A 23,360-nucleotide genomic window follows, 5' to 3' on the forward strand; every position below is an offset into this window, starting at 1 on the left:
GCAGATTCGTCGCACCGGTTCCGGTACGCCCGACGAGGGAGTCCTGATGACCGAGATCGCCAAGCCGGCCCCGCCCAAGACCGACTCCGGGGACACCGTCAATGTCTCGCCGCACGGTGAGCGGGGGCGAACCACCATCGCAGTCGGCGTGGTCGAGAAGATCGCCGGCATGGCCGCGCGCGAGATCGACGGCATCCACGCCCTCGGCAGCGGCTCCCGGGGCTTCGGCGCGGTGCGCGAGCGGGTCCCGGGCGGCAAGCCCAACGTCAGCAGGGGCGTGAAGGCCGAGGTCGGCGAGAAGCAGGCGGCGCTCGACATCGACCTGATCGTCGAATACGGCGTTCCGATCCGGAGGCTCGCCTCGGCCGTGCGCTCCCACGTCATCGAGGCGGTCGAGCGCGCCACCGGCCTCCAGGTGGTCGAGGTCAACATCGCCGTCAACGACGTCCACCTCCCGGACGAGCAGGACGAGGACGAGCCCACCGAGAGCAGGGTTCAGTGAGCCTGCTGCCCGTCATCGGCATCGCCGTCGGCATGGCCCTCGGATTCGCGGGCTACTTCGGCGGCTTCGCCGCCTTTCTGCTGGTCGCCGCGCTCGGCGCGGTCGGCTTCGTCGTCGGCCTCCTGCTGGAGGGCGATCTGGAATTCGGGGACCTGCTCAGGACCCGGGACCGGAAGCGCGGATGACGTTCGGCCCGGCCCCCGACACCGTCCCCCTGCACGCCCCCGAAGAACGCGGCAGCACCCGGATCGCCGACCGGGTGCTGTCCCGCATCGCGGGCCAGGCCGCTGCCGAGGCCCTGAACGCGTACACGGCGGAACCCGAACGGCTCACCCCGCCGCGCGCCAAGGCCGGCCACGGACGCCACGGCGTCAGTGTCCGGCTCGGACTCGACCTGCCCTACCCGGTGGACATCGCCGACCTCACCGGAGAGGTCCATCGGCGCGTCGTCCACCGGCTCGAACACCTCGCCGGAGTGGAACAGCCCCGGGTGTCGCTGGTGGTCGAACGCCTGGTGCCCCCGGCGACGGAGGCCGAGCTCCGGTGACCACCGCCCCCGCTCCCGGGCCCGCTCCCTTGCCCGCTCTGCCGACGGAGGCCGCCGAGGTCGGTCCCGGCCCGCTCCGGCCCCGCCGTCCCTGGTCGACCCGGCGCAACGCCGCCGCGCTGACCGCTCTCGTGCTGACCGGTGCCGGCGGTGCGCTGCTCTACGAAGAGGTCTACATCCACACCGGGCACACCGCCCACCACTGGCGGACCCGGATCACCGACGCCTTGGCCGACCACAGCCTGAACAACCACTGGGTGATCGCCGGCTCGGCCGTCGGCCTCGTCCTCGGCCTGTGGCTGCTGCTGCTCGCGCTCACCCCCGGTCGGCGCGGCGTGCTCCCGATGACCGGGGTCGGTACCAGCGGCGTCCGGGCGGTACTGGAGCGCAGCGCAGCCGGCGCCCTGCTGCACAGGGCCACCCTGGAGGTCAACGGCGTCAAGGGCGCCAGGGTCAAGGTGGGACGCCGCCGGGCCGTGATCAGGGCTGTCGTCGGCTTCGGGGCCCATGAGCAGGCAGCCGAGGAGCTGACGCGGCATCTGTCCGCAGAACGCGACCGGATGGGCCTGGTCCGCCCGCCGGTCGTCAAGGTGAAGGTACGGAGCAGCAAGTCATGAGCGCGCGCGGATGCGGCGTGGACGCCGCGTGGGCCAGGAGAAGGAAGCAGGGGCCGACATGACCCGTACTGCGGTGAACCGCGTGCTGCTCGGCCTCGTCGGCCTGGTGCTGCTGGGCGGCGGAGGACTGCTGCTGATCGGCGGGCTGAACCTGAACCGGCGCTGGCATCTGGGCCTGCCGGCCCACTGGTCGGTGATGCAGCCCCACCACGCGGTACTGACGGCTGCGCAGCGCGACCAGTGGCGAAACCACGGTTGGTGGTGGCCGACGGCCTTCGCCGGACTCGCAGTGCTCACCCTGCTGTCGCTGTGGTGGCTGATCGGCCAGCTCCACCGGGGCACGGCCGGCGATCTGCCGGTGCCGGTGCCGGACCGGGGACCGCGCTCGCGGACCCTGGTCCGCAGCGGCGCGCTCGCGGCGGCCGTCGCCGGCGAGGCGGAAGAACTCCCGGGTGTGGCCCGGGCCCGAGTCCGGGTCCAGGGCCACCGTCGGCGTGCCCGCGCCCGGGTGTCCCTCACCCTCACTCCGGGCACCGCACCGGATCCGGTACTTCGCGCGCTGAGCGACGGACCGCTCGCCCATATCCGGCTCGCCACGGGCCTGACCGAACTACCGGCAGAGGTCCGCATCCGCGCGGACCGTGGACCGGCGCAGCGGGTGGAGTGAAGCAGGGGAGCCGACCCCGGTTTGACTCTCCTGGTCAGGACGCGTAGTGTCCTTCGAGTTGCCCTGCAGAGCTGTGGTGGCGACCAATCCCCTGAACATCCTGCACGGTCTTCTTTGTCGTGCGCTTTTCCGGGAATTGCGCGGAATTCGCGTCACTGACGAGAAACCGCTAGAGTTTCACTCGTCGGAACGGGCCGGAAACGGCGCGGGAAGACGGAGCAAGAACTGGCGAAACAGACTGGTGAAACGGTCTGCTAAGCTAAACAACGAAGAACGAACGAAGCGCTCGGAGAGACCGGTGAAAGGGTCTTGAAGAAAGCGTCCGTTCCTTGAGAACTCAACAGCGTGCCAAAAGTCAACGCCAAATGTTGATACCCCGTCCGGCCACATCATGTGGACGGTCGAGGTTCCTTTGGGAAAAACTGTAGTAAACACTAGCGAGGACGCAGTGCACGGGATCGGCTATTCCGCCGGTCGCTGTGCCGCTCAACGCGAGTGTGATCGGGATATCCCGAGAACATTCACGGAGAGTTTGATCCTGGCTCAGGACGAACGCTGGCGGCGTGCTTAACACATGCAAGTCGAACGGTGAAGCCCTTCGGGGTGGATCAGTGGCGAACGGGTGAGTAACACGTGGGCAATCTGCCCTGCATTCTGGGACAAGCCTTGGAAACGAGGTCTAATACCGGATACGACGCATCCCCGCATGGGGTGTGCGTGGAAAGCTCCGGCGATGCAGGATGAGCCCGCGGCCTATCAGCTTGTTGGTGGGGTAATGGCCTACCAAGGCGACGACGGGTAGCCGGCCTGAGAGGGCGACCGGCCACACTGGGACTGAGACACGGCCCAGACTCCTACGGGAGGCAGCAGTGGGGAATATTGCACAATGGGCGAAAGCCTGATGCAGCGACGCCGCGTGAGGGATGACGGCCTTCGGGTTGTAAACCTCTTTCAGCAGGGAAGAAGCGCAAGTGACGGTACCTGCAGAAGAAGCACCGGCTAACTACGTGCCAGCAGCCGCGGTAATACGTAGGGTGCGAGCGTTGTCCGGAATTATTGGGCGTAAAGAGCTCGTAGGCGGCTTGTCACGTCGGATGTGAAAGCCCGGGGCTTAACTCCGGGTCTGCATTCGATACGGGCAGGCTAGAGTGTGGTAGGGGAGATCGGAATTCCTGGTGTAGCGGTGAAATGCGCAGATATCAGGAGGAACACCGGTGGCGAAGGCGGATCTCTGGGCCATTACTGACGCTGAGGAGCGAAAGCGTGGGGAGCGAACAGGATTAGATACCCTGGTAGTCCACGCCGTAAACGTTGGGAACTAGGTGTGGGTCACATTCCACGTGGTCCGCGCCGCAGCTAACGCATTAAGTTCCCCGCCTGGGGAGTACGGCCGCAAGGCTAAAACTCAAAGGAATTGACGGGGGCCCGCACAAGCAGCGGAGCATGTGGCTTAATTCGACGCAACGCGAAGAACCTTACCAAGGCTTGACATATACCGGAAACGGCCAGAGATGGTCGCCCCCTTGTGGTCGGTATACAGGTGGTGCATGGTTGTCGTCAGCTCGTGTCGTGAGATGTTGGGTTAAGTCCCGCAACGAGCGCAACCCTCGTTCTGTGTTGCCAGCGAGTAATGTCGGGGACTCACAGGAGACTGCCGGGGTCAACTCGGAGGAAGGTGGGGACGACGTCAAATCATCATGCCCCTTATGTCTTGGGCTGCACACGTGCTACAATGGCCGGTACAATGAGCTGCGATACCGCGAGGTGGAGCGAATCTCAAAAAGCCGGTCTCAGTTCGGATTGGGGTCTGCAACTCGACCCCATGAAGTCGGAGTTGCTAGTAATCGCAGATCAGCATTGCTGCGGTGAATACGTTCCCGGGCCTTGTACACACCGCCCGTCACGTCACGAAAGTCGGTAACACCCGAAGCCGGTGGCCTAACCCGCAAGGGAAGGAGCTGTCGAAGGTGGGACCAGCGATTGGGACGAAGTCGTAACAAGGTAGCCGTACCGGAAGGTGCGGCTGGATCACCTCCTTTCTAAGGAGCTCTTCTCCCGGCTTCGGTCGGGCAGAGGGCCAGTACACCGGCGACTGTCCGGTGCTGGTTCGCTCATGGGTGGAACGTTGACTATTCGGCGCGATCATCGTCATGGACACGAGTACTGCTTCGGCGTGGAAAGTTCTGTGGGTGTTGGTCGGGTCGGGCACGTTGTTGGGTCCTGAGGGCACGGCCGCAAGGTCTGTCTTCGGTACGCCGGCCCCAGTGAACCTTGCCTGCTTGTCGGGTGGGGGTGATGGGTGGCTGGTCGTTGCTTGAGAACTGCACAGTGGACGCGAGCATCTGTGGCCAAGTTTTTAAGGGCGCACGGTGGATGCCTTGGCACTAGGAACCGATGAAGGACGTGGGAGGCCGCGATAGGCCCCGGGGAGCTGTCAACCGAGCTTTGATCCGGGGGTGTCCGAATGGGGAAACCCGGCAGTCGTCATGGGCTGTCACCCGCTGCTGAACACATAGGCAGTGTGGAGGGAACGCGGGGAAGTGAAACATCTCAGTACCCGCAGGAAGAGAAAACAACCGTGATTCCGAGAGTAGTGGCGAGCGAAATCGGATGAGGCTAAACCAGTCATGTGTGATACCCGGCAGGGGTTGCGTGGTTGGGGTCGTGGGAAAATTCTTGATCGGTCTGCCGGCCGGTCGGAGAGTCAGAAACCGTATGGGTAGTCGAAGGACATGCGAAAGGTCCGGCGTAGAGGGTAAGACCCCCGTAGACGAAACCTGTACGGCTCTCTTGAGTTTCTCCCAAGTAGCACGGAGCCCGAGAAATTCCGTGTGAATCTGGCGGGACCACCCGCTAAGCCTAAATATTCCCTAGTGACCGATAGCGGACAGTACCGTGAGGGAATGGTGAAAAGTACCGCGGGAGCGGAGTGAAATAGTACCTGAAACCGTGTGCCTACAAGCCGTGGGAGCGTCGCAGCGTGTGCTTGCACATAGCTGTCGTGACTGCGTGCCTTTTGAAGAATGAGCCTGCGAGTTTGCGGTGTGTTGCGAGGTTAACCCGTGTGGGGTAGCCGTAGCGAAAGCGAGTCCGAATAGGGCGGTTTAGTAGCGCGCCCAAGACCCGAAGCGGAGTGATCTAGCCATGGGCAGGTTGAAGCGCGGGTAAGACCGTGTGGAGGACCGAACCCACCAGGGTTGAAAACCTGGGGGATGACCTGTGGTTAGGGGTGAAAGGCCAATCAAACTCCGTGATAGCTGGTTCTCCCCGAAATGCATTTAGGTGCAGCGTCGCGTGTTTCTTGCCGGAGGTAGAGCACTGGATAGGCGATGGGCCCCACCGGGTTACTGACCTTAGCCAAACTCCGAATGCCGGTAAGTGAGAGCGCGGCAGTGAGACTGTGGGGGATAAGCTCCATGGTCGAGAGGGAAACAGCCCAGAACACCGGCTAAGGCCCCTAAGCGTGTGCTAAGTGGGAAAGGATGTGGAGTCGCAGAGACAACCAGGAGGTTGGCTTAGAAGCAGCCACCCTTTAAAGAGTGCGTAATAGCTCACTGGTCAAGTGATTCCGCGCCGACAATGTAGCGGGGCTCAAGTACACCGCCGAAGCCGTGTCATTGCAGCTTAACTCCTAACGGGGGCTGTGATGGGTAGGGGAGCGTCGTGTGCCGGGTGAAGCGGCGGCGGAAGCCAGTCGTGGACGGTATACGAGTGAGAATGCAGGCATGAGTAGCGATACAAGAGTGGGAAACTCTTGCGCCGATTGACCAAGGGTTCCTGGGTCAAGCTGATCTGCCCAGGGTAAGTCGGGACCTAAGGCGAGGCCGACAGGCGTAGTCGATGGACAACGGGTTGATATTCCCGTACCCGCTTTGAAGCGCCAACGTCGAACCCGGTAATGCTAAAGCCGTGAAGCCGTCTCGGATCCTTCGGGTGATGAGGAGTGGTGGAGCCGCTGACCCAAGCTGGTAGTAGGTGAGCGATGGGGTGACGCAGGAAGGTAGTCCAGCCCGGGCGGTGGTAGTCCCGGGGTAAGGGTGTAGGGCGTTGTGTAGGCAAATCCGCGCAACATATAGCCTGAGACCTGATGCCGAGCCGATTGTGGTGAAGTGGATGATCCTATGCTGTCGAGAAAAGCCTCTAGCGAGTTTCATGGCGGCCCGTACCCCAAACCGACTCAGGTGGTCAGGTAGAGAATACCGAGGCGTTCGGGTGAACTATGGTTAAGGAACTCGGCAAAATGCCCCCGTAACTTCGGGAGAAGGGGGGCCGGAACTGGTGACGAGTCTTGCACTCCGAGCTGGGGCCGGCCGCAGAGACCAGCGAGAAGCGACTGTTTACTAAAAACACAGGTCCGTGCGAAGCCGTAAGGCGATGTATACGGACTGACGCCTGCCCGGTGCTGGAACGTTAAGGGGACCGGTTAGTTCTGTTTCGACGGAGCGAAGCTGAGAACTTAAGCGCCAGTAAACGGCGGTGGTAACTATAACCATCCTAAGGTAGCGAAATTCCTTGTCGGGTAAGTTCCGACCTGCACGAATGGCGTAACGACTTCTCGACTGTCTCAACCATAGGCCCGGTGAAATTGCATTACGAGTAAAGATGCTCGTTTCGCGCAGCAGGACGGAAAGACCCCGGGACCTTTACTATAGCTTGATATTGGTGTTCGGTTCGGCTTGTGTAGGATAGGTGGGAGACTTTGAAGCGGCCACGCCAGTGGTTGTGGAGTCGTCGTTGAAATACCACTCTGGTCGTGCTGGATGTCTAACCTGGGTCCGTGATCCGGATCAGGGACAGTGTCTGGTGGGTAGTTTAACTGGGGCGGTTGCCTCCTAAAATGTAACGGAGGCGCCCAAAGGTTCCCTCAGCCTGGTTGGCAATCAGGTGTTGAGTGTAAGTGCACAAGGGAGCTTGACTGTGAGACCGACGGGTCGAGCAGGTGCGAAAGCAGGGACTAGTGATCCGGCGGTGGCTTGTGGAAGCGCCGTCGCTCAACGGATAAAAGGTACCCCGGGGATAACAGGCTGATCTTCCCCAAGAGTCCATATCGACGGGATGGTTTGGCACCTCGATGTCGGCTCGTCGCATCCTGGGGCTGGAGTAGGTCCCAAGGGTTGGGCTGTTCGCCCATTAAAGCGGTACGCGAGCTGGGTTTAGAACGTCGTGAGACAGTTCGGTCCCTATCCGCTGCGCGCGCAGGAGTCTTGAGAAGGGCTGTCCCTAGTACGAGAGGACCGGGACGGACGAACCTCTGGTGTGCCAGTTGTCCTGCCAAGGGCATGGCTGGTTGGCTACGTTCGGGAGGGATAACCGCTGAAAGCATCTAAGCGGGAAGCCTGCTTCGAGATGAGGACTCCCACCACCATTGAGTGGGTAAGGCTCCCAGTAGACGACTGGGTTGATAGGCCGGATGTGGAAGCCCTGTGAGGGGTGGAGCTGACCGGTACTAATAGGCCGAGGGCTTGTCCATAGTTGCTACGCGTCCACTGTGTTGTTCTGAAGAAACGACCCCTGCTTCCGGCAGCGTGTTGTCGATATCTTCATAGTGTTTCGGTGGTCATAGCGTGAGGGAAACGCCCGGTTACATCCCGAACCCGGAAGCTAAGCCTCACAGCGCCGATGGTACTGCAGGGGGGACCCTGTGGGAGAGTAGGACGCCGCCGAACAACCTTTAACGAAGAGCCCCCTGACCATCGGTCAGGGGGCTCTTCGGCATGTCCGGACACCGGAACGGACACACACCCGGGCACACCCCGGCACCCCGGGGATCCGAGGATCCCCGGGAGGAATTCACCTGCCCCGGCGGGCCTCGTTCGCCTCGCGCTTGATCGCCCAGGCATCGGCCACCGGTCCGACGTGGCCGAGCTTGTCGGGGTTGTTGACCGAGCGGATCATCTGGATCTTTCCGTCGAGGATGTCGATCGTCATGGTGTTGAGCACCCGGCCGTCCCGGTCACGTATGATCGCGCCCGGCTGGCCGTTCACCTCGTGCGGTTCCAGGGTCACGTCGATCAGGAGCAGCCGGGGAAGGAAGGCCCCGATCGCCCGGGCCACCTTGTCGGCGCCGATGACGGTCTTGGCCAGCTGCGGCGCCTTGCCGCCGCTGTCGCCGACCAGTTGGACGTCGGCGGCGAGGAGTTCCCGCAGGCCGTCGATGTCGCCTTCGCTGAGCGCGCCGAAGAACTGCGCCGCCAGCCGTTCCCGCTCCTTCCGGTCGGCCTCGAAACGGGGGCGTCCGGCGTCCATATGGCGTCGTGCCCGCACCGCGAGCTGCCGGCAGGCTGCCTCCGAGCGCCCCACCGCCGCCGCGACCTCCGGGAAGCCGAAACCGAAGACCTCCCGCAGCACGAAGACCGCACGCTCCAGTGGGCTGAGCCGTTCCAGCAGCAGCAGGGCGGCCATCGAGACCGAGTCGGCCAGCTCGGCCGACCGGGCAGGATCCTCGTAGGGGTCCGACAGCAGCGGCTCGGGGAACCACTCGCCGACGTACTCCTCCCGGCGGTTGCGGGCCGAGCGCAGTACGTCGATCGAGAGCCGGGTGACCACGGCCGAGAGGAACGCCTTGGTCGATCTCGGTGCGGTCGGCGCGGTCTCGTAGCGCAGCCAGGCTTCCTGGACCGTGTCCTCGGCCTCGCTCACGCTGCCGAGGATCCGGTAGCCGATCGAGAAGAGCAGCGGCCGGAGCTCTTCGAACTCCTCGGTGCGGGTCACGTCAGTCCTTCCTTGAAGCCCTTGCGCCACGACGGATAGCTCAGATTCCAGCCCAGCTCGCGCTTGGCCTTGGCGTTGGAGAAGCCGCGCCCCTCGGTCATCATGGTCACCGCCACGTCCCCGGCCAGCAGCCGGGCCAGCCAGGCCGGGACCCGCATCGGCCGCTTCGCCCCGGCGCAGGTCGCCAGGTAGGGGAGCCACTCACTGGCCGGCGCCGGTTCGTCGTCGACGATGTTGAACACCCCCTTGGCCCGCTGTTCCACGGCCAGGACGGTGGCGCCGGCCGCGTCGTCGAGGTGTACCCAGGAGCTGTAGCCGGTGGAGGCGCCGACCAGGGGGAACTGCCGCTTGCGGATGAGTTCGACCTGGTCGTCGCTGGCGCCCGGCCCGTAGAAGGCGCCGTAGCGCAGGACCGTGCCGTCGACCCGGAGGACCGCCTCCTCGACGTGGAGGATCGCCGCCATGCCCACCCGCGCCACCGAGTCCGTGTGCGGGTCCAGCGGATCCTCCTCGGTCTTCACCCAGCCGCCCTCCCGGATCCCGTTCCAGGAGGCGTAGCCCTGGGCGATGAAATGGGTCACCCCGGTCGCCTCGGCCGCCGCCAGCAAGTGGTCAGTCCCCTCGGTGCGCAGCCGGACGGTGGGGGCGAACCACCGGTCCATGTGTCTGAAGTCGGGTTTGCCGGCGTGGACCGGGGCGATCGCGGTCATCTGGTGGACGATGACCTCGGGTGCGGCCTTGGCCACCGTCTCACCGACCGACGCCGCGTCCAGCCCGTCCATCACGACGCCCTCCGCGCCGAGCTGTGCCAGCAGGCCCAGTTTCGCCGAGTTCGTCGTCGTCGCCGTCACCTGGTGGCCGGCGGCCACGAGCTGCGGCACCAGCCGCCGACCCATGACCCCGCTGCCGCCTGCCACGAACACTCGCATGGCCATCACCTTCCCGCTTCCCGATGCAGTCCCGAGAGCTGGGACGATTCAGCCCGACCGTTTGTGACATCGCCTGGCCGTCGGACCGGGTCAGCGGGCGACGGCCGCGTCGGGGAGCGTCGTCCCCGGGCCGGAATCGGTCAGGCAGCGCAGCAGGCACGGGTGTGCACATGGGCCACGGCGTTGTTCATGCACCCGGTAGTTGATCTGGGCGGGGCGTGGACGCGGTGCAGGGCGGCGCCGGGGCTGCGGCCGGCGGACCAGCGGCCGGCCGGCGGACCAGCGGCCGGCCGGCGGTCAGTCCAGACCGCTGACCACGCCGGTCGCCATCGGCCCCTCGGACAGGCCGAAGGCGCTGTTGACCAGCGCGACGTGGGTGAACGCCTGCGGGGTGTTGCCGAGTTGGCGGCCTGCCTTCGGATCCCACTCCTCGGAGATCATGCCGAGGTCGTTGGCGATGGCCGAGACGCGTTCGAACAGGGCGTGGGCCTCCTCCTGCCGGCCGATCGCCACCAGCGCGTCGACCAGCCAGAACGAGCAGGCGAGGAAGGCTCCCTCCTCGCCCTGGAGCCCGTCGACCGTGCTCCCCTCCGACTCGTCGGTGGAGTAGCGGAGCACGAAGCCGCCGTGGTCCAGCCGTTCGTGGACCGCCTCGACGGTGCTGATCACCCGGGGGTCGTCGGCCGGGAGGAAGCCGGTCTTCACCACGAACAGGGTCGCGGCGTCCAGGGTGCTGCCGCCGTAGTACTGGGTGAAGGCGCCGACCTCCGGGTTGTAGCCCTTGGCGCACACCTCGGCGTGGATGGTGTCCCTGGTCTTCCGCCACTCCTCGACCGGCGCCGGCAGGCCGGTGGCCTCGGCCATCCGGACGGCGCGGTCGAAGGCCACCCAGCACATCACCTTCGAGTGGACGAAGTGCCGGCGTCCGCCGCGGACCTCCCACAGCCCCTCGTCCGGCTGGCTCCAGTTCGAGGTGAGGAACGTCATCAGCGCCCGGACCAGGCCCCAGACATGGCGTTCCATCGGGGCGCCGGCCACCATCGCCAGGTGCAGGGTGTCGACGACCTCTCCGTAGACGTCGAGCTGCAGCTGGTCCACGGCGGCGTTGCCGAAGCGGACCGGGACGGAGTCCTCGTAGCCGGGGAGCCAGTCGGCGACGATCTCCGGGAGCCGGCGCTCGCCCGCGACCCCGTACATGGTCTGCAGGTCGGCGGGGTCGCCGGCGATGGCACGGAGCAGCCAGCCGCGCCAGGCGGTGGCCTCGCCGACGAAGCCGCCGCGCAGCAGCGCCGACAGGGTCATGGTGGAGTCGCGCAGCCAGCAGAAGCGGTAGTCCCAGTTGCGTTCGCCGCCCAGCTGTTCCGGCAGGGCGGCGGTCGCGGCGGCGACCATGCCGCCGGTGGGTTCGTAGGTGAGCCCCTTGAGGATCACCAGTGAGCGCATCACGGCCTCGCGGTAGGGGCCCTGGTAGCGGCAGGCTGAGGCCCAGTCCTGCCACTGGGCCAGGGTCTCCCGCAGCGAGCGGTCCGGGTCCTGCCGGGGCGCCGAGCCGTGGTGCGAGGGCTGCCAGTTGAGGGTGAAGCGGAAGCGTTGGCCGGGCTCGACGGTGAACTCGGAGAAGGTCGCCAGGTCCTTGCCGAAGGTGTGCACGCCCTGGTCCTGGTGCAGCCACACGGAGTCGGGTCCGGCCACGGCGACCCGGTGGTGGTCGGTCCGGCGGACCCAGGGGACGACCCGCGCGTAGTCGAAGCGGAGCCGCAGCTCGCCGCGCATCTCGACGCTGCCGGAGACGCCCTCCACGATCCGCATCAGGTCGGGGTTCCGGTCGCGCTGCGGCATGAAGTCGATGACCTTGACCACCCCGGTCGGGGTCTCCCAGAGGGTCTCCAGGACCAGGCTGTCGTCCACGTAGGAGCGGCTGGTGCAGTTGGTCGCGCCGTGCGGGGCGAGTCGCCAGTGGCCCTGCTCGTCACCGCCGAGCAGGGCGGCGAAGCAGCTGGGCGAGTCGAAGCGGGGCAGGCACAGCCAGTCGATGGATCCGTCCCTGCCGACCAGTGCCGCGGTCTGCAGGTCTCCGATGAGTGCGTAGTCCTCGATGCGTCCGGGCATGGAGCGATCCCTCTCTCAGAGTCGGGGGCGGGACGGACCAGATGGCCTCGAACCTACTCCGCGCGGCCGACCGCCGGAGCGGATCCGACCTTGGAGCCGGTATCGGTGTGGTCGGGGCCCTCGTCAGGAGCGGGAGCGGGAACAGTCGCGGCCGCTGCTGCGGCCGCCTCGGCGGCCTGGAGCGCGGCGCGCCGCTCGGCCATGAACTCCGCGACGGTCTTCACCGGGACCGGCTCGGCCGTCGGGTCGCCGCTGCCGTCGTCGTCGCCCTTGCGGTCGCGCAGATCGCGGCGGAGCAGCACCCACCAGCCGATCGGGATCATCAGGCCGAAGAGCCACCACTGGATCGCGTAGGGCAGGTGCACGCCCTTGCCGACCACCGCGTCGTCGTCCGTGGACTGGGCGTCGCTGGAGGGGGCGGGGACCAGTTGGGCGGAGTCGGCCGAGCTCAGCCCCGGGGTGCTGCCGGTCAGCTCCAGGTAGCCGGCGACCACCGGCTCGGACAGCACCTTCTCCTGCTCGACACTGTTGATCAGCATGAACTGGTGCGAGGGCATGCCGCCGACGTTGCGGATCCCGGTGGAGGCGGTGGTCTCGTCGGGACGGTAGCGGCCGACGACGGTGATCGTCCCGCCGGGCGTGCCCGGGATCGGCGGGAAGGCCAGCCCGTTGGTGCCGTTCGGTGCCACCCAGCCCCGGTTCACCAGGACCACCTGGTGGTCGGCGGTGATCAGCGGGGTGACCAGGTAGTAGCCGATGTTGTCGCCGGAGTTGTCGGTCCGGTTCCTGACCACGAACTGGTCCCGGGTGTCGAAGACGCCGGTCGCGGTGACCGTCCGGTACATCTGGTCGGCCGGGATCTTCGCGCCGGGGTGCGAGAACACGTCCATCGCGACCGGTGGCGCCGCCAGGTTCGACGAGATCAGGTGGTTGTTCCGGTTCGTCGACTGGTAGCGGTGGAACTGCCAGATGCCGAGGAAGTACATGGCAGGGATCAGCGCGAGGAAGACCAGCGTCAGAATCACCCAGCGCCGGGTCATGAGGATGCGGAGCACGTCCACGACGTTACCTCCGTACCGTTTGCCCACCCCCGCCGGGGGGCGCGACGCGCGGTCGCGGCCGGTCAGTCGGCGGGCCGGACCTGCGGTGCGACGTCCCGCAGCAGCTGCAGGAAGGCGGCCTCGTCCACGATCGGGGTGCCGACCTGCCGGGCCCGGGTGGCCTTGGTGGTCCAGCTGTCCGGTTCGTTGGTGACCAGCAGGCTGGTGCGGCTGCTGACCGAGCCGGCCACGTGCAGTCCGGCCTCGGTGAGCCGGTCCTCCAGCACCTCGCGGTCGGTGGCGGTGTCCCCGCTGATCGCCACCCGCATGCCCTGCACCAGCGGGGTCTCCGGCTGCCAGCGGCCCGGGTTCGGGTAGGGGCAGGCGGGTCGGCGCCGGGCCGGGCGGTAGGAGTTCCAGGCCGCGCCGCGCGCGGCCGGCAGACCGCGTGCGCCGGAGGGGCTGCGGCGGCCGGCGTCCTCGTCCTCGCCCAGGTCGGTCGGCGGCACGCAGGCGGTGAGCGGCAGCGGCACCCCGGCCTCGACCGCCAGCCGCAGGCTGGGCCGGAAGACCTCGGCCAGCACCCGGGCGTCGTCGAGCGCGTGGTGGGCCTGGCGGGGGATCACCCCGAAGTGCTGGGCCAGGGTCCCGAGTTTGTGGTTGGCCAGCGGCAGCCTCAGGTCGCGGGCGAGCACGATGGTGCAGAGCCGCTGCTCGACCGGGACCTGACCACCCATCCGGGCGTACTCGCGGGAGATCATCGACCAGTCGAAGAGCGCGTTGTGGGCGACCAGCACCCGGCCGGCCAGCCGGACGGAGAGTTCGTCGGCGATCTCGGCGAAGGTCGGGGCGCCCTCCAGCAGTTCGCTGGTCAGCCCGTGGATCCACACCGGTCCCGGGTCGCGCTCCGGGTTGACCGGGGTGTACCAGTGGTCGAGCACGTCGCCCTGCGGGCCGAGCCGGTAGACGCCCACCGACACCACCCGGTCGGTCTTGCCCAGACCGGTGGTCTCGACGTCGACGACCGCCCAGCCCCCCGGCGGGTAGGACTGGAGGGCGCGCTGCTCGTCCGTGCTCGTTTCCATGGTCGCCCAGAATACGGGTCGGCTCCGACAGCCCCGGACCACGCCCGGCCGCTGTGCGCGAGCACGATGCGGGGGACGATCGGAATAGCACGGACCGGGGGGATGTTGCGGATTGCGACCTTTGTCCCGAGAGATGAGATTCCATGCGCGCCACTGTCATCAACGGCCCCCACGACATCCGGGTGGAGCAGGTGCCCGACCCGGTGATCGCCGCCCCCACGGACGCGGTCGTCCGTACCGTCCTGGCCTGCATCTGCGGCAGCGACCTGTGGGCCTACCGGGGCGTCGCGGCCCGGCAGCCGGGGCAGCGGATCGGCCACGAGTTCCTCGGCATCGTCGAGGAGGTCGGCGCCGCGGTGCGCGGGGTGAAGCCGGGCGACCTGGTGGTGGCGCCGTTCGTCTGGTCGGACGGCGTCTGCGCGTTCTGCCGCGAGGGCCTGCAGACCTCCTGTCCGCACGGCGGCTTCTGGGGCAGCGTCGGCTCCGACGGCGGCCAGGGCGAGGCGGTCCGGGTGCCCTTCGCCGACGGGACGCTGGTGCGGCTGCCCAAGGAGGCCGCCGCCGACCCCCACCTGATGACCGGGCTGCTGGCCCTTTCGGACGTGATGTCGACCGGTCACCACGCGGCGCTGGCGGCCGGGGTGCGCCCCGGCTCGACGGTGGCCGTGGTCGGCGACGGCGCGGTGGGCCTGTGCGGCGTGCTCGCCGCCCGCCGTCTGGGTGCCGGGCGGATCATCGCGCTCGGACGCCACGCCGACCGCACCGCCATCGCCCGCACCTTCGGCGCCACCGACGTCGTCCCGGCGCGCGGGGAGGAGGCCGTGGCCGCCGTCCGCGAGCTGACCGGCGGCGTCGGCGCGCACGCGGTGCTGGAGGCGGTGGGCACCGAGGAGTCGATGCGCACCGCCATCGCCATCACCAGGGACGGCGGCGCGGTGGGCTATGTCGGCGTCCCGCACGGCGGCAGCGCCGGGGTGGACATCGGCGAGATGTTCAACCGCAACGTGGCCCTGCGCGGCGGCGTCGCTCCGGCCCGCGCCTACATCCCGGAGCTGCTCGCCGACGTGCTGTCCGGGGCGATCGACCCGGCTCCGGTCTTCGACGCCACGGTCGACCTGGACGGCGTGCCCGGCGGCTACAAGGCGATGGACGAGCGCTCCGCACTGAAGGTCAAGATCACCTTCTGAGCCGGAGCGCTCGTCGACCGGGCGGGGCGCGCGACTAGCGGAACGCGCTCTGCCCGGTCAGGGTCTGGCCGATGACCAGCTGGTGCATCTCCGGGGTGCCCTCGTAGGTGAGGACGCTCTCCAGGTTGGCGGCGTGCCGCATCACCGGGTACTCGAAGCTGATCCCGTTGGCGCCGAGGATGGTGCGCGCGGTGCGGGCGATCTCGATCGCCTCCCGGACGCTGTTCAGCTTGCCGTAGCTGACCTGCTCGGGGCGCAGCGTCCCGGCGTCCATCCGGCGGCCCAGGTGCAGGGCCAGCAGCAGGCCCTTGTTGAGCTCCAGCGACATGTCGGCGAGCTTGGCCTGGGTCAGCTGGAAGCCGCCGATCGGCCGGCCGAACTGCTCCCGGGTGATGCTGTACTCGCGGGCCGCCTCCAGACAGCTGCGGGCCGCTCCGAGCGCGCCCCAGACGATGCCGTAGCGGGCCTGGTTGAGGCAGCTCAGCGGTCCCTTCAGGCCGCGGACCCCGGGGAGGACCGCGTCGGCGGGCAGCCGGACGCCGTCCAGCACCAGCTCGCTGGTGATCGAGGCGCGGAGCGAGGCCTTGTGCTTGATCTCGGGCGCGGAGAAGCCGGGGGCGTCGGTCGGTACGACGAAGCCGCGGATGCCGTCGTCGGTCTGCGCCCAGACCACGGCCACCCCGGCCACCGAGCCGTTGGTGATCCACATCTTCCGGCCGTTCAGCACCCAGTCTCCGCCTTCGCGCTCGGCGTGGGTGCGCATCGAGGCCGGGTCGGAGCCGTGGTCGGGCTCGGTCAGCCCGAAGCAGCCGATGATCTCGCCGGCGGCCATCCCCGGCAGCCACTGCTGCCGCTGCTCCTCGGAGCCCCAGTGGTGGATGGCGTACATCGCCAGCGAGCCCTGGACCGAGACCAGCGAGCGCAGCCCGGAGTCGGCGGCCTCCAGTTCGACGCAGGCCAGGCCGTACTGGACGGCGCTGGCCCCGGCGCAGCCGTAGCCCTCCAGGTGCATGCCGAGCGCGCCGATGGAGCCGAGCTCGCGGGCCAGTTCGCGGACCCCGGGCAGCTCGCCGCGCTCGTACCAGTCGGCGATGTGCGGCAGGACGCGGTCCTCGCACCAGGCGCGGACGGTGTCGCGGACGGCCCGCTCCTCGTCGTCCAGCAGGTCGTCGAAGCCGAGCGGGTCGCGGGGGTCGAGGGCGGTGCGGCTCATCGGGTCACCTCGGTGCTTTCGGGGGCGGTGTCGGTGTCGTGGGGGGTGGCGTCGGGGGTGGCCGGGGTCGGCGCGGGTCGGTCGGCGGGACCGGCCAGCCAGGCCCGGACGGCGGCGTTGTGCTCGCCGAGCCGGGGCGGCGCGGCGGGCGGCCGGACCGGGGTCGCCGAGAGCCGCAGCGGACTGCGGACCTGCGGGACGCGTCCCGGACCGACCTCGGCGACCGGCTCCAGGCCGAGCTCCCCGGCGAGCGCGAAGGCCCCGGCGAGGTCGTTGACCGGGCCGCAGGGGACGCCGACGGCGACCAGCCGCCGCTGCCAGTGCGCGGCGTCGCGCTCGGCCAGGGCCGCTTCCAGCGCGGCGACCAACTCCGGGCGGTGGCGCACCCGTTCGGGGTTGGTGGCGAACCGGGGGTCCGTGGCCAGCGGTCCCGCTTCGAGCGCCTGGGCGAGGGCGCGGAACTGGCCGTCGTTGCCGCAGGCCACGGCGAGCAGCCCGGTGCCGTCGGGGCCGCAGCGCAGGGTCTCGTAGGGGGCGATGCTGGGGTGCTGGTTGCCCATGGCACGGGGCGGGCGCCCGGTGGCGAGGTAGCCGCCGGCCTGGTTGGCGAGCGAGCCGAGCAGCGTGGAGAGGAGGTTGACCTCGACGTGCTGGCCCTGGCCGGTGCGGTCGCGGTGGCGCAGCGCGGCGAGGATCGCGGTGACCGCGTCCTTGGCGGTGAGCACGTCGACCAGGGCGACGCCGGCCTTGTGCGGCTCGCCGTCCGGTGCCCCGGTGATGCTCATCAGGCCGCCGACGGCCTGGACCACGAAGTCGTAGCCGGGCAGGTCGCTGTCGCCGCCGAAGCCGGTGATCGAGCAGTGGATCAGACCGGGGTTGGCGTCGAGCAGGGTCGCGGCGTCCAGGCCGTGCCGGGCGAGCGCGCCGGGACGGAAGTTCTCGACCAGGATGTCGGCGCGGCGCGCGAGTTCGCGGGCGGCGGCGGCGTCCTCGGGGTCGCCGAGGTCGAGGGTGATGCCCTGCTTGCTGCGGTTGGCCGCGTCGAAGTAGGCGGCGGTGCCGTCGACGAAGGGGGGACCCCAGGCGCGGGTGTCGTCCCCGCCGCCGGGGCGCTCCACCTTGATCACGGTGGCGCCCAGGTCGGCGAGGGTGGCGGCGGCCAGCGGGCCGGCCAGGACCCGGCTGAAGTCGGCGACCAGGATCCCGTCGAGAGGTGACACAGGCACAGGCACGGGTGCGTCTCCAGTTGGTCGGGGCTCCCATGCTTCCAAGATCGCTCGTCCGCTGGGAATAGGCCCGTCCGGTGAAAAACCTCCGCTTTACATGACGTGGTGTCTGTGGCAGGAGCCCTGTGCCGCAGGCCGTCCGCTCAGCGGGACTGGCGCAGCGACTCGATGTTGAGCACCGGTATCGGCACGGCCGGTCCCGGGTGGCTGCTCGGCAGTCGTCGGGCCCGCCCCGGACCGCTCGGCGGGGGCAGCGGTTCGGGGATCCGGACTGCCCCGAAGGGCTCTTTGCCGGGGTAGGACCCGGTCGCTGGGCCGGTCGTGCGCATGCGTCGCTCCACGGGTTCCGAGTGGGAGGCTGGAGGAGTGGGAGTCTTGAGGAGTGGCGCCTGCGGCGCGAACGGCCTCCCCCTGTGAACGACGGGGGCTGCCGCCGGTAGCGGGCCCGGACCCGGACCGGCCGGAGCTTTCTTCGACAAACTGTTGAAGAAGATCGTGCTCTGGGGCAGCATGACTAGGCTGAACTGCAACGAAGGAATGGTGGACGCTGTGCTGATCGACACTTTCGGCCGTCGCGCTGTCGATCTGCGAGTCTCGCTGACCGACCGCTGCAACCTGCGCTGCACCTACTGCATGCCCGAGGAGGGGCTGCAGTGGCTGCCCAAGCCGCAACTGCTGAGCGACGAGGAGATAGTCCGGCTGGTGCGCATCGCGGTGACCCTGCTCGGGGTGACCGAGGTGCGGTTCACCGGCGGCGAGCCGCTGCTGCGCCCCGGACTGGTCGGGATCGTCGCCGCCTGCGCGGCGCTCGACCCCCGGCCCGAGCTCTCGCTGACCACCAACGCTCTCGGCCTGGCCCGCACCGCCGAGGCCCTGCGCGCGGCCGGCCTCGACCGGGTCAACGTCTCCCTGGACACCCTGGACCCGGCGGTCTTCCACACCCTCACCCGCCGCAACCGGCTGCCCGACGTGATCGCCGGGCTCGCCGCCGCCGAGGCGGCCGGGCTGCGCCCGGTGAAGATCAACACGGTGCTGATGCGCGGGGTCAACGACCACGAGGCCGCCGACCTGCTGGCCTGGTGCCTGGACCGGGGCTACGAACTCCGGTTCATCGAGCAGATGCCGCTCGACGCCCAGCACGGTTGGGACCGCGACAGCATGGTCTCCGCCGAGGAGATCCTGGCCCGCCTCGGCGAGCGCTTCGCGCTCACCCCCGAGCCGGACGGACGGCGCGGCGCCGCCCCCGCCGAGCGCTGGTACGTCGACGGCCGGACCGGGGCCGACGGGCGCCCCGCCCGGGTCGGCGTGATCGCCAGCGTCACCCGGCCCTTCTGCCGGGCCTGCGACCGGACCCGGCTCACCGCCGACGGCCAGGTCCGGAACTGCCTCTTCGCCACCGGCGAGACCGATCTGCGGACCGCCCTGCGCGAGGGCGCGGACGACGAGGCCGTCGCCGCGCTGTGGCGGGCCGCGATGTGGGGCAAGAAGGCCGGGGCCGGCATCGACAGCCCGGACTTCGCCCAGCCCGAACGGCCGATGTCCGCCATCGGCGGCTGAGGGCCGGCCCTCACTCCTCGGGGGACACCCATTCGGCCAGCGGCACGACGTCCTTGAGGAAGCCGCGGAGGTTGAGGAACTCCGAGAGGTACTCCCGGTGGTCCGCGCAGGCGAGCCAGGTCTTCCGCCGTTCCGGGGTGTGCAACTTGGGGTTGTTCCAGGCCAGAACCCATATGGCGAGCTGGCGGCAACCCTTGGCGGAACAGTGCGGGATCTCGGTGCTCATGGGTGAAGTATCGCTGCTGCCCGCGCCGCCGCCGACCGCAGCCGACCCCGCCGCCTCCGGGCGCGGACATGGCGGTGCCGGGCAGCCACGGGGGGAAGCTGCCCGGCACCGGTCCGTCGCTCCGACGGGGGATGCGGAGCGCGTTGGCAGTATGGCACGCACACCGCCGGTGTGAACGGGGATCCGCAGGAATCTTGTTGAGGCTGACGAAAGGTCCCGTTAAGGCGCGGATCAGCCCGGCTGGGTCGGGCTGGGGGCCGGGCCCTGGGCCGGGACGGTGGGGCCGGGGGTGATCATCGGGGGCGGCTGGTGGCCGACGAAGGTGTCCGGCAGGTTCGGCGCGCTCTCGCGTCCGGCGTTGGCGTAGACCACCGCCAGGTACGGCAGCAGGGTTCCCGCCACCAGCGCGACGACGGCGACGATCCGGGACTCGTCCCAGAGCACGATCGCCAGGATCACGCACAGGGTGCGCACTGCCATCGAGACCATGTAGCGGCGCTGCCGCCCGCGCACGTCCTCGGTCAGGCTCGACCGGGCGCCGGTGATCCGCACGGCCTTCGCGCCGCTGCCGAACCTGTTCCTGAACCTGCCGCTGTCTTTCGATCCCGCAGTCTTCGACGTCCCCATGCGGCCACCGTACGCCGCTGCCCGGGGTGGTTCGAGAGTGGGGCACCCGGTGTTCGAGGGAATTCTCCCGCGACCGGTCCCGGGCGCCCCACCGGCCCCGGACGGCAGGTCAGGACGCCTTGCTGACCGAGCTCATGTTGAAGTCGGCGACCCGGACCGGCGGCATCGCCGCCCGGGTGAACCAGTCGCTCCACTCGCGCGGCAGGCAGCGCTCGGTCCGCCCGACCTCGGTGATCCGGCCCAGCAGGTCCACCGGGGACTCGTTGAAGCGGAAGTTGTTCACCGCCCCCTTCACCTCGCCGTCCTCCACCAGGTAGACGCCGTCCCGGGTGAGGCCGGTCAGCAGCAGCGAGGCCGGGTCGACCTCGCGGATGTACCAGAGGCAGGTCAGCAGCAGCCCGCGCTCGGTCCGGGCGATCAGCTCCTCCATCGAGGCGCTGCCCCCGGCGTCCGGGCCTCCGCTCTCCCGGCTTCCGCTCTCCAGGATGAGATTGTCCACCGCGGGACGCACCGGCAGCCCGGTCAGCCCGGCGGAGTGGCGGGTGGTCAGCAGGTTGGTCAGCTCACCGTCGCGGATCCAGTCGGTGGGTCCGAGCGGCAGCCCGTTGTCGAAGACCGAGGAGTCCCCGCCGGAGGCGTGCTCCAGCGCGAACGGCGCGGCCTCCAGGCCGGGGTGGGCCGGGTCGCTGTGCAGCCGCAGCGGCAGCGGCGAGAGCCGCTCGCCCAGCCTGGTCCCGCCGCCGGGACGGGAGAAGACGGTCCGGCCCTCGACCGCGTCCCGCCCGCCGGTCGCCCAGCTCAGGCAGACCATCAGGTCGGCCAGTGCGGACGGCGACAGCAGCGTCTCGTAGCGTCCGGCCGGCAGGTCGATGCTGCGCTGCGCCCAGCCGAGCCGCTGCGCCAGCTGCTCCTCCATCGCGGCCGGGTCGACGTCGCGGAAGTCCCGGGTCGCCGCGCCGGCCCAGGCGGAGGCGCCCAGGTCGGCGGTCTTGGCGTTGAGCTCCAGCGTCCCGGTCGGCTGGTCGTGCCGCAGCCGCAGCCCGGTCGAGCTGCCGAGGTAGCTGGAGGTGACCTGGTGGTGGGCGAAGCCGTAGAGCAGCCGTCCGCTCTTCCGGGCGCGGGCGAAGGACTCGCCGAGGGCGGGGGCGAAGTCCGCGAAGACGTCGATGGAGGTGGCGTCCGGCGCGGCGGTGAAGTCGGCCGGGGCCGGTCCGGCGGGCTGCACCAGCGGCATCGCGTCCTCGGCCGGACCGGCCGCGCGGGCCGCCGCCTCGGCGGCGCGCACCAGCGACTCCAGCTCGCCCGTGGTCACCGCCTCGCGGGAGACCACCCCGGCGGCGGTGCCCTGCTGCCCGTCCACCGTGGCGATCACGGTGAGGGTGCGGCCCCGGGTCACGCCGTTGGTGGTGAGCGCGTTGCCGGCCCAGCGCAGGTTGGCGCTGGACTCCTCGTCGGCGATGACGACGCAGCCGTCCGTCCGGGACAGCTCCAGGGTGCGCTCGACGAGTTGGTGCGGGGCGTTCGCCCGACGGTTCTGATCAGCCATCAGTGACCGGCCTCCTGCTGGGTGTTGAGCACGTTGACGGAGCGGAACAGCGCCGAGGGGCAGCCGTGGGAGACGGCGGCGATCTGACCGGGCTGGGCCTTGCCGCAGTTGAAGGCGCCGCCGAGGACGTAGGTCTGCGGTCCGCCCACGGCCTCCATCGAGCCCCAGAAGTCGGTGGTGGTGGCCTGGTAGGCGACGTCCTTCAGCTGCCCGGCGAGCTTCCCGTTCCGGATGGCGTAGAAGCGCTGGCCGGTGAACTGGAAGTTGTAGCGCTGCATGTCGATCGACCAGGAGCGGTCGCCGACGACGTAGACGCCGTCCTCGACGTCGGCGATCAGACCGGCCGTGTCCGGGCCGCCCTCGGCCGGCTGGAGCGAGACGTTGGCCATCCGCTGCACCGGGACGTGCGCCGGGGAGTCCGCGAAGGCGCAGCCGTTGGAGCGGCCGAGGCCCTTCAGCTTCGCCATCCGCCGGTCCAGCTGGTAGCCGACCAGGGTGCCGTTCCGGACCAGGTCCCAGGACTGGGTGGAGACGCCCTCGTCGTCGTAGCCGATGGTGGCCAGGCCGTGCGGGGTGGTCCGGTCGCCGGTGACCTGCATCAGGTCGGATCCGTAGCGCAGCGAGCCCAGTTGGTCGAAGGTCGCGAACGAGGTGCCGGCATAGGCGGCCTCGTAGCCCAGGGCCCGGTCCAACTCGGTGGCGTGGCCGATGGACTCATGGATCGTCAGCCACAGGTTCGAGGGGTGGATCACCAGGTCGTAGCGGCCCGCCCGGACGCTCGGGGCCTGCATCTTCTCCGCGAGCAGGGTCGGGATCTCGGCCAACTCGCCCTCCCAGTCCCAACTGTGACCGCTGGTCAGGTACTCCCAGCCGCGTCCGGCCGGAGGCGCCAGGGTGCGCATCGAGTCGAAGGAGCCGCTGCGCTCGTCGACCGAGACGGCCTCCAGCTCCGGATGGATCCTGACCCGCTGCTGGGTGGTGGTGGTCCCGGCGGTGTCCGCGTAGAACTTGTTCTCCTGGACGGTCTGCAGCGAGGCCGAGACATGGGACACCCCGTCCGCCGCCAGCAGCCGGCCGCTCCAGTCCGCCAGCAGCGCGGACTTCTCGGCGTCCGGCACGTCGAAGGGGTTCACCTCGTACGCGGAGACCCAGCCGACGTCGCCGTGCACCGGCTCCTCGGCCAGCTCGACCAGGTCCTCGGTGCCGGAGGCGGCGCTGATCCCGGCCGAGATCCTGGCCACGGCGACCGCCTGGCCGGCCACCCGGGCGACCGCGTCCTGGGTCAGCTCGACCCCGGCCGCGAAGCCCCAGGCGCCCCGGTGCACCACCCGCACGGCATAGCCGAGCTGGAGGGTGTCCGAGCTGCCGGACGGACGGCCGTCGCGCAGCCGCAGCGAGGCGCTGCGGACCCGCTCCAGGCGGAAGTCGGCATGGCTGGCGCCCAGCGAACGGGCCCGGGCCAGCGCGGCGTCGGCGAGGGCGCGCAGCGGCAGCGCCAGGAACTCCGGGTCCAGGGCCGCCGAGGTCGGGGACGAGGGTGTGTCCGGCATCGAACTCCTCCGGGGGGACGG

General features: G+C 69.1%; 19 protein-coding genes and 3 rRNA genes. 10 read left to right on the plus strand and 12 right to left on the minus strand.

All coding sequences use genetic code 11. The annotated features are described in order from the left end of the window. Positions 1 to 46: 46 nt before the first annotated feature. The 8 genes from BS75_RS30040 (at position 47) to rrf (ending at position 7,999) form a co-directional block, all read left to right on the plus strand. A complete protein-coding gene (locus BS75_RS30040; RefSeq protein ID WP_034090509.1) occupies positions 47 to 502 on the plus strand; it encodes an Asp23/Gls24 family envelope stress response protein in 456 nt (151 codons plus the stop codon). Next, positions 499 to 687 (plus strand): hypothetical protein, encoded by a 189-nt coding sequence (locus tag BS75_RS30045; RefSeq protein ID WP_034090510.1) that lies wholly within the window; start codon positions 499 to 501, stop codon positions 685 to 687. Before BS75_RS30040 ends, BS75_RS30045 begins: the two co-directional genes overlap by 4 nt. Continuing rightward, positions 684 to 1,049, plus strand: coding sequence for an Asp23/Gls24 family envelope stress response protein (locus tag BS75_RS30050; RefSeq protein ID WP_042436635.1), 366 nt, complete (start codon positions 684 to 686; stop codon positions 1,047 to 1,049). Before BS75_RS30045 ends, BS75_RS30050 begins: the two co-directional genes overlap by 4 nt. Next, on the plus strand, positions 1,046 to 1,666 hold the full coding sequence (locus BS75_RS30055) for a DUF6286 domain-containing protein (RefSeq protein ID WP_034090511.1): 621 nt from the start codon (positions 1,046 to 1,048) through the stop codon (positions 1,664 to 1,666). Before BS75_RS30050 ends, BS75_RS30055 begins: the two co-directional genes overlap by 4 nt. 58 nt (positions 1,667 to 1,724) lie before the next feature. Continuing rightward, on the plus strand, positions 1,725 to 2,333 hold the full coding sequence (amaP, locus tag BS75_RS30060) for an alkaline shock response membrane anchor protein AmaP (protein ID WP_034090512.1): 609 nt from the start codon (positions 1,725 to 1,727) through the stop codon (positions 2,331 to 2,333). Between the two features lie 520 nt (positions 2,334 to 2,853). Further along, positions 2,854 to 4,372 (plus strand): 16S ribosomal RNA (locus BS75_RS30065). A 307-nt stretch (positions 4,373 to 4,679) separates the two neighbouring features. Continuing rightward, positions 4,680 to 7,803, plus strand: a 23S ribosomal RNA gene (locus tag BS75_RS30070). Positions 7,804 to 7,882: 79 nt separating this feature from the next. Beyond that, positions 7,883 to 7,999: ribosomal RNA gene (rrf, locus tag BS75_RS30075) — 5S ribosomal RNA — on the plus strand. The 16S, 23S and 5S rRNA genes sit together here, the layout of an rRNA operon. Positions 8,000 to 8,123: 124 nt before the next feature. Here the strand turns inward: rrf and BS75_RS30080 are convergent. The 5 genes from BS75_RS30080 to BS75_RS30100 form a co-directional block, all read right to left on the minus strand. Next, entirely contained in the window at positions 8,124 to 9,044 is a 921-nt protein-coding gene (locus BS75_RS30080; RefSeq protein WP_034090513.1) for an RNA polymerase sigma-70 factor, read from the minus strand. Next, the gene (locus tag BS75_RS30085) at positions 9,041 to 9,973 is read right to left on the minus strand and encodes an NAD-dependent epimerase/dehydratase family protein (protein WP_034094042.1); all 933 of its coding nucleotides are present in this window, start codon (positions 9,971 to 9,973) and stop codon (positions 9,041 to 9,043) included. The genes BS75_RS30080 and BS75_RS30085 overlap by 4 nt, the downstream gene beginning before the upstream one ends. Positions 9,974 to 10,270: 297 nt before the next feature. Further along, complete coding sequence (locus BS75_RS30090) at positions 10,271 to 12,082, minus strand: glycoside hydrolase family 15 protein (protein ID WP_034090514.1); 1,812 nt, start codon at positions 12,080 to 12,082, stop codon at positions 10,271 to 10,273. A 53-nt stretch (positions 12,083 to 12,135) separates the two neighbouring features. After that, positions 12,136 to 13,137: an SURF1 family cytochrome oxidase biogenesis protein gene (locus tag BS75_RS30095; protein WP_231607928.1), complete on the minus strand. Its 1,002-nt coding sequence runs from the start codon at positions 13,135 to 13,137 to the stop codon at positions 12,136 to 12,138. A 68-nt stretch (positions 13,138 to 13,205) separates the two neighbouring features. Next, positions 13,206 to 14,207 (minus strand): DEDDh family exonuclease, encoded by a 1,002-nt coding sequence (locus BS75_RS30100; RefSeq protein WP_034090515.1) that lies wholly within the window; start codon positions 14,205 to 14,207, stop codon positions 13,206 to 13,208. Positions 14,208 to 14,350: 143 nt separating this feature from the next. Between BS75_RS30100 and BS75_RS30105 the strand changes: the two genes are divergently transcribed. Next, a complete protein-coding gene (locus BS75_RS30105; RefSeq protein ID WP_034090516.1) occupies positions 14,351 to 15,394 on the plus strand; it encodes a zinc-dependent alcohol dehydrogenase family protein in 1,044 nt (347 codons plus the stop codon). A gap of 34 nt (positions 15,395 to 15,428) precedes the next feature. Here BS75_RS30105 and BS75_RS30110 read toward each other — a convergent pair whose 3' ends face one another. The 3 genes from BS75_RS30110 to BS75_RS30120 form a co-directional block, all read right to left on the minus strand. Continuing rightward, on the minus strand, positions 15,429 to 16,607 hold the full coding sequence (locus BS75_RS30110; RefSeq protein WP_034090517.1) for an acyl-CoA dehydrogenase family protein: 1,179 nt from the start codon (positions 16,605 to 16,607) through the stop codon (positions 15,429 to 15,431). Then, the gene (locus BS75_RS30115) at positions 16,604 to 17,839 is read right to left on the minus strand and encodes a CaiB/BaiF CoA transferase family protein (RefSeq protein ID WP_152646259.1); all 1,236 of its coding nucleotides are present in this window, start codon (positions 17,837 to 17,839) and stop codon (positions 16,604 to 16,606) included. The genes BS75_RS30110 and BS75_RS30115 overlap by 4 nt, the downstream gene beginning before the upstream one ends. A gap of 137 nt (positions 17,840 to 17,976) precedes the next feature. After that, entirely contained in the window at positions 17,977 to 18,162 is a 186-nt protein-coding gene (locus BS75_RS30120) for a hypothetical protein (protein WP_034090518.1), read from the minus strand. A 220-nt stretch (positions 18,163 to 18,382) separates the two neighbouring features. Here BS75_RS30120 and moaA point away from each other — a divergent pair, with 220 nt between their 5' ends. Continuing rightward, positions 18,383 to 19,390, plus strand: coding sequence for a GTP 3',8-cyclase MoaA (gene moaA / locus BS75_RS30125; RefSeq protein ID WP_034094045.1), 1,008 nt, complete (start codon positions 18,383 to 18,385; stop codon positions 19,388 to 19,390). Between the two features lie 10 nt (positions 19,391 to 19,400). Here the strand turns inward: moaA and BS75_RS30130 are convergent, their stop codons facing one another. The 4 genes from BS75_RS30130 to BS75_RS30145 form a co-directional block, all read right to left on the minus strand. Beyond that, positions 19,401 to 19,616 (minus strand): hypothetical protein, encoded by a 216-nt coding sequence (locus BS75_RS30130; RefSeq protein WP_034090519.1) that lies wholly within the window; start codon positions 19,614 to 19,616, stop codon positions 19,401 to 19,403. Between the two features lie 231 nt (positions 19,617 to 19,847). Beyond that, positions 19,848 to 20,243, minus strand: a complete 396-nt coding sequence (locus BS75_RS30135; RefSeq protein WP_042440591.1) for a DUF3099 domain-containing protein — start codon at positions 20,241 to 20,243, stop codon at positions 19,848 to 19,850. A 109-nt stretch (positions 20,244 to 20,352) separates the two neighbouring features. Next, positions 20,353 to 21,789 carry a metallopeptidase TldD-related protein gene (locus BS75_RS30140; protein WP_034090521.1) on the minus strand — a complete coding sequence of 479 codons (1,437 nt, stop codon included), beginning with the start codon at positions 21,787 to 21,789 and terminating at the stop codon, positions 20,353 to 20,355. Next, the gene (locus tag BS75_RS30145) at positions 21,789 to 23,339 is read right to left on the minus strand and encodes a TldD/PmbA family protein (RefSeq protein ID WP_042440590.1); all 1,551 of its coding nucleotides are present in this window, start codon (positions 23,337 to 23,339) and stop codon (positions 21,789 to 21,791) included. The genes BS75_RS30140 and BS75_RS30145 overlap by 1 nt, the downstream gene beginning before the upstream one ends. Between the last annotated feature and the right edge of the window lie 21 nt (positions 23,340 to 23,360).

Source organism: Streptacidiphilus albus JL83 (genome assembly GCF_000744705.1).
GTDB classification, from domain to species: Bacteria; Actinomycetota; Actinomycetes; order Streptomycetales; family Streptomycetaceae; genus Streptacidiphilus; species Streptacidiphilus albus.

Bases quoted from the DNA above. Each gene is read 5' to 3' on its own strand.
- BS75_RS30040 (WP_034090509.1), top strand. From the start codon at position 47: ATGACCGAGATCGCCAAGCCGGCCCCGCCCAAGACCGACTCCGGGGAC.
- BS75_RS30050 (WP_042436635.1), top strand. From the start codon at position 684: ATGACGTTCGGCCCGGCCCCCGACACCGTCCCCCTGCACGCCCCCGAA.
- amaP (WP_034090512.1), top strand. From the start codon at position 1,725: ATGACCCGTACTGCGGTGAACCGCGTGCTGCTCGGCCTCGTCGGCCTG.
- BS75_RS30085 (WP_034094042.1), bottom strand. From the start codon at position 9,973: ATGCGAGTGTTCGTGGCAGGCGGCAGCGGGGTCATGGGTCGGCGGCTG.
- BS75_RS30090 (WP_034090514.1), bottom strand. From the start codon at position 12,082: ATGCCCGGACGCATCGAGGACTACGCACTCATCGGAGACCTGCAGACC.
- BS75_RS30100 (WP_034090515.1), bottom strand. From the start codon at position 14,207: ATGGAAACGAGCACGGACGAGCAGCGCGCCCTCCAGTCCTACCCGCCG.
- BS75_RS30105 (WP_034090516.1), top strand. From the start codon at position 14,351: ATGCGCGCCACTGTCATCAACGGCCCCCACGACATCCGGGTGGAGCAG.
- BS75_RS30110 (WP_034090517.1), bottom strand. From the start codon at position 16,607: ATGAGCCGCACCGCCCTCGACCCCCGCGACCCGCTCGGCTTCGACGAC.
- BS75_RS30120 (WP_034090518.1), bottom strand. From the start codon at position 18,162: ATGCGCACGACCGGCCCAGCGACCGGGTCCTACCCCGGCAAAGAGCCC.
- BS75_RS30130 (WP_034090519.1), bottom strand. From the start codon at position 19,616: ATGAGCACCGAGATCCCGCACTGTTCCGCCAAGGGTTGCCGCCAGCTC.
- BS75_RS30135 (WP_042440591.1), bottom strand. From the start codon at position 20,243: ATGGGGACGTCGAAGACTGCGGGATCGAAAGACAGCGGCAGGTTCAGG.
- BS75_RS30140 (WP_034090521.1), bottom strand. From the start codon at position 21,789: ATGGCTGATCAGAACCGTCGGGCGAACGCCCCGCACCAACTCGTCGAG.
- BS75_RS30145 (WP_042440590.1), bottom strand. From the start codon at position 23,339: ATGCCGGACACACCCTCGTCCCCGACCTCGGCGGCCCTGGACCCGGAG.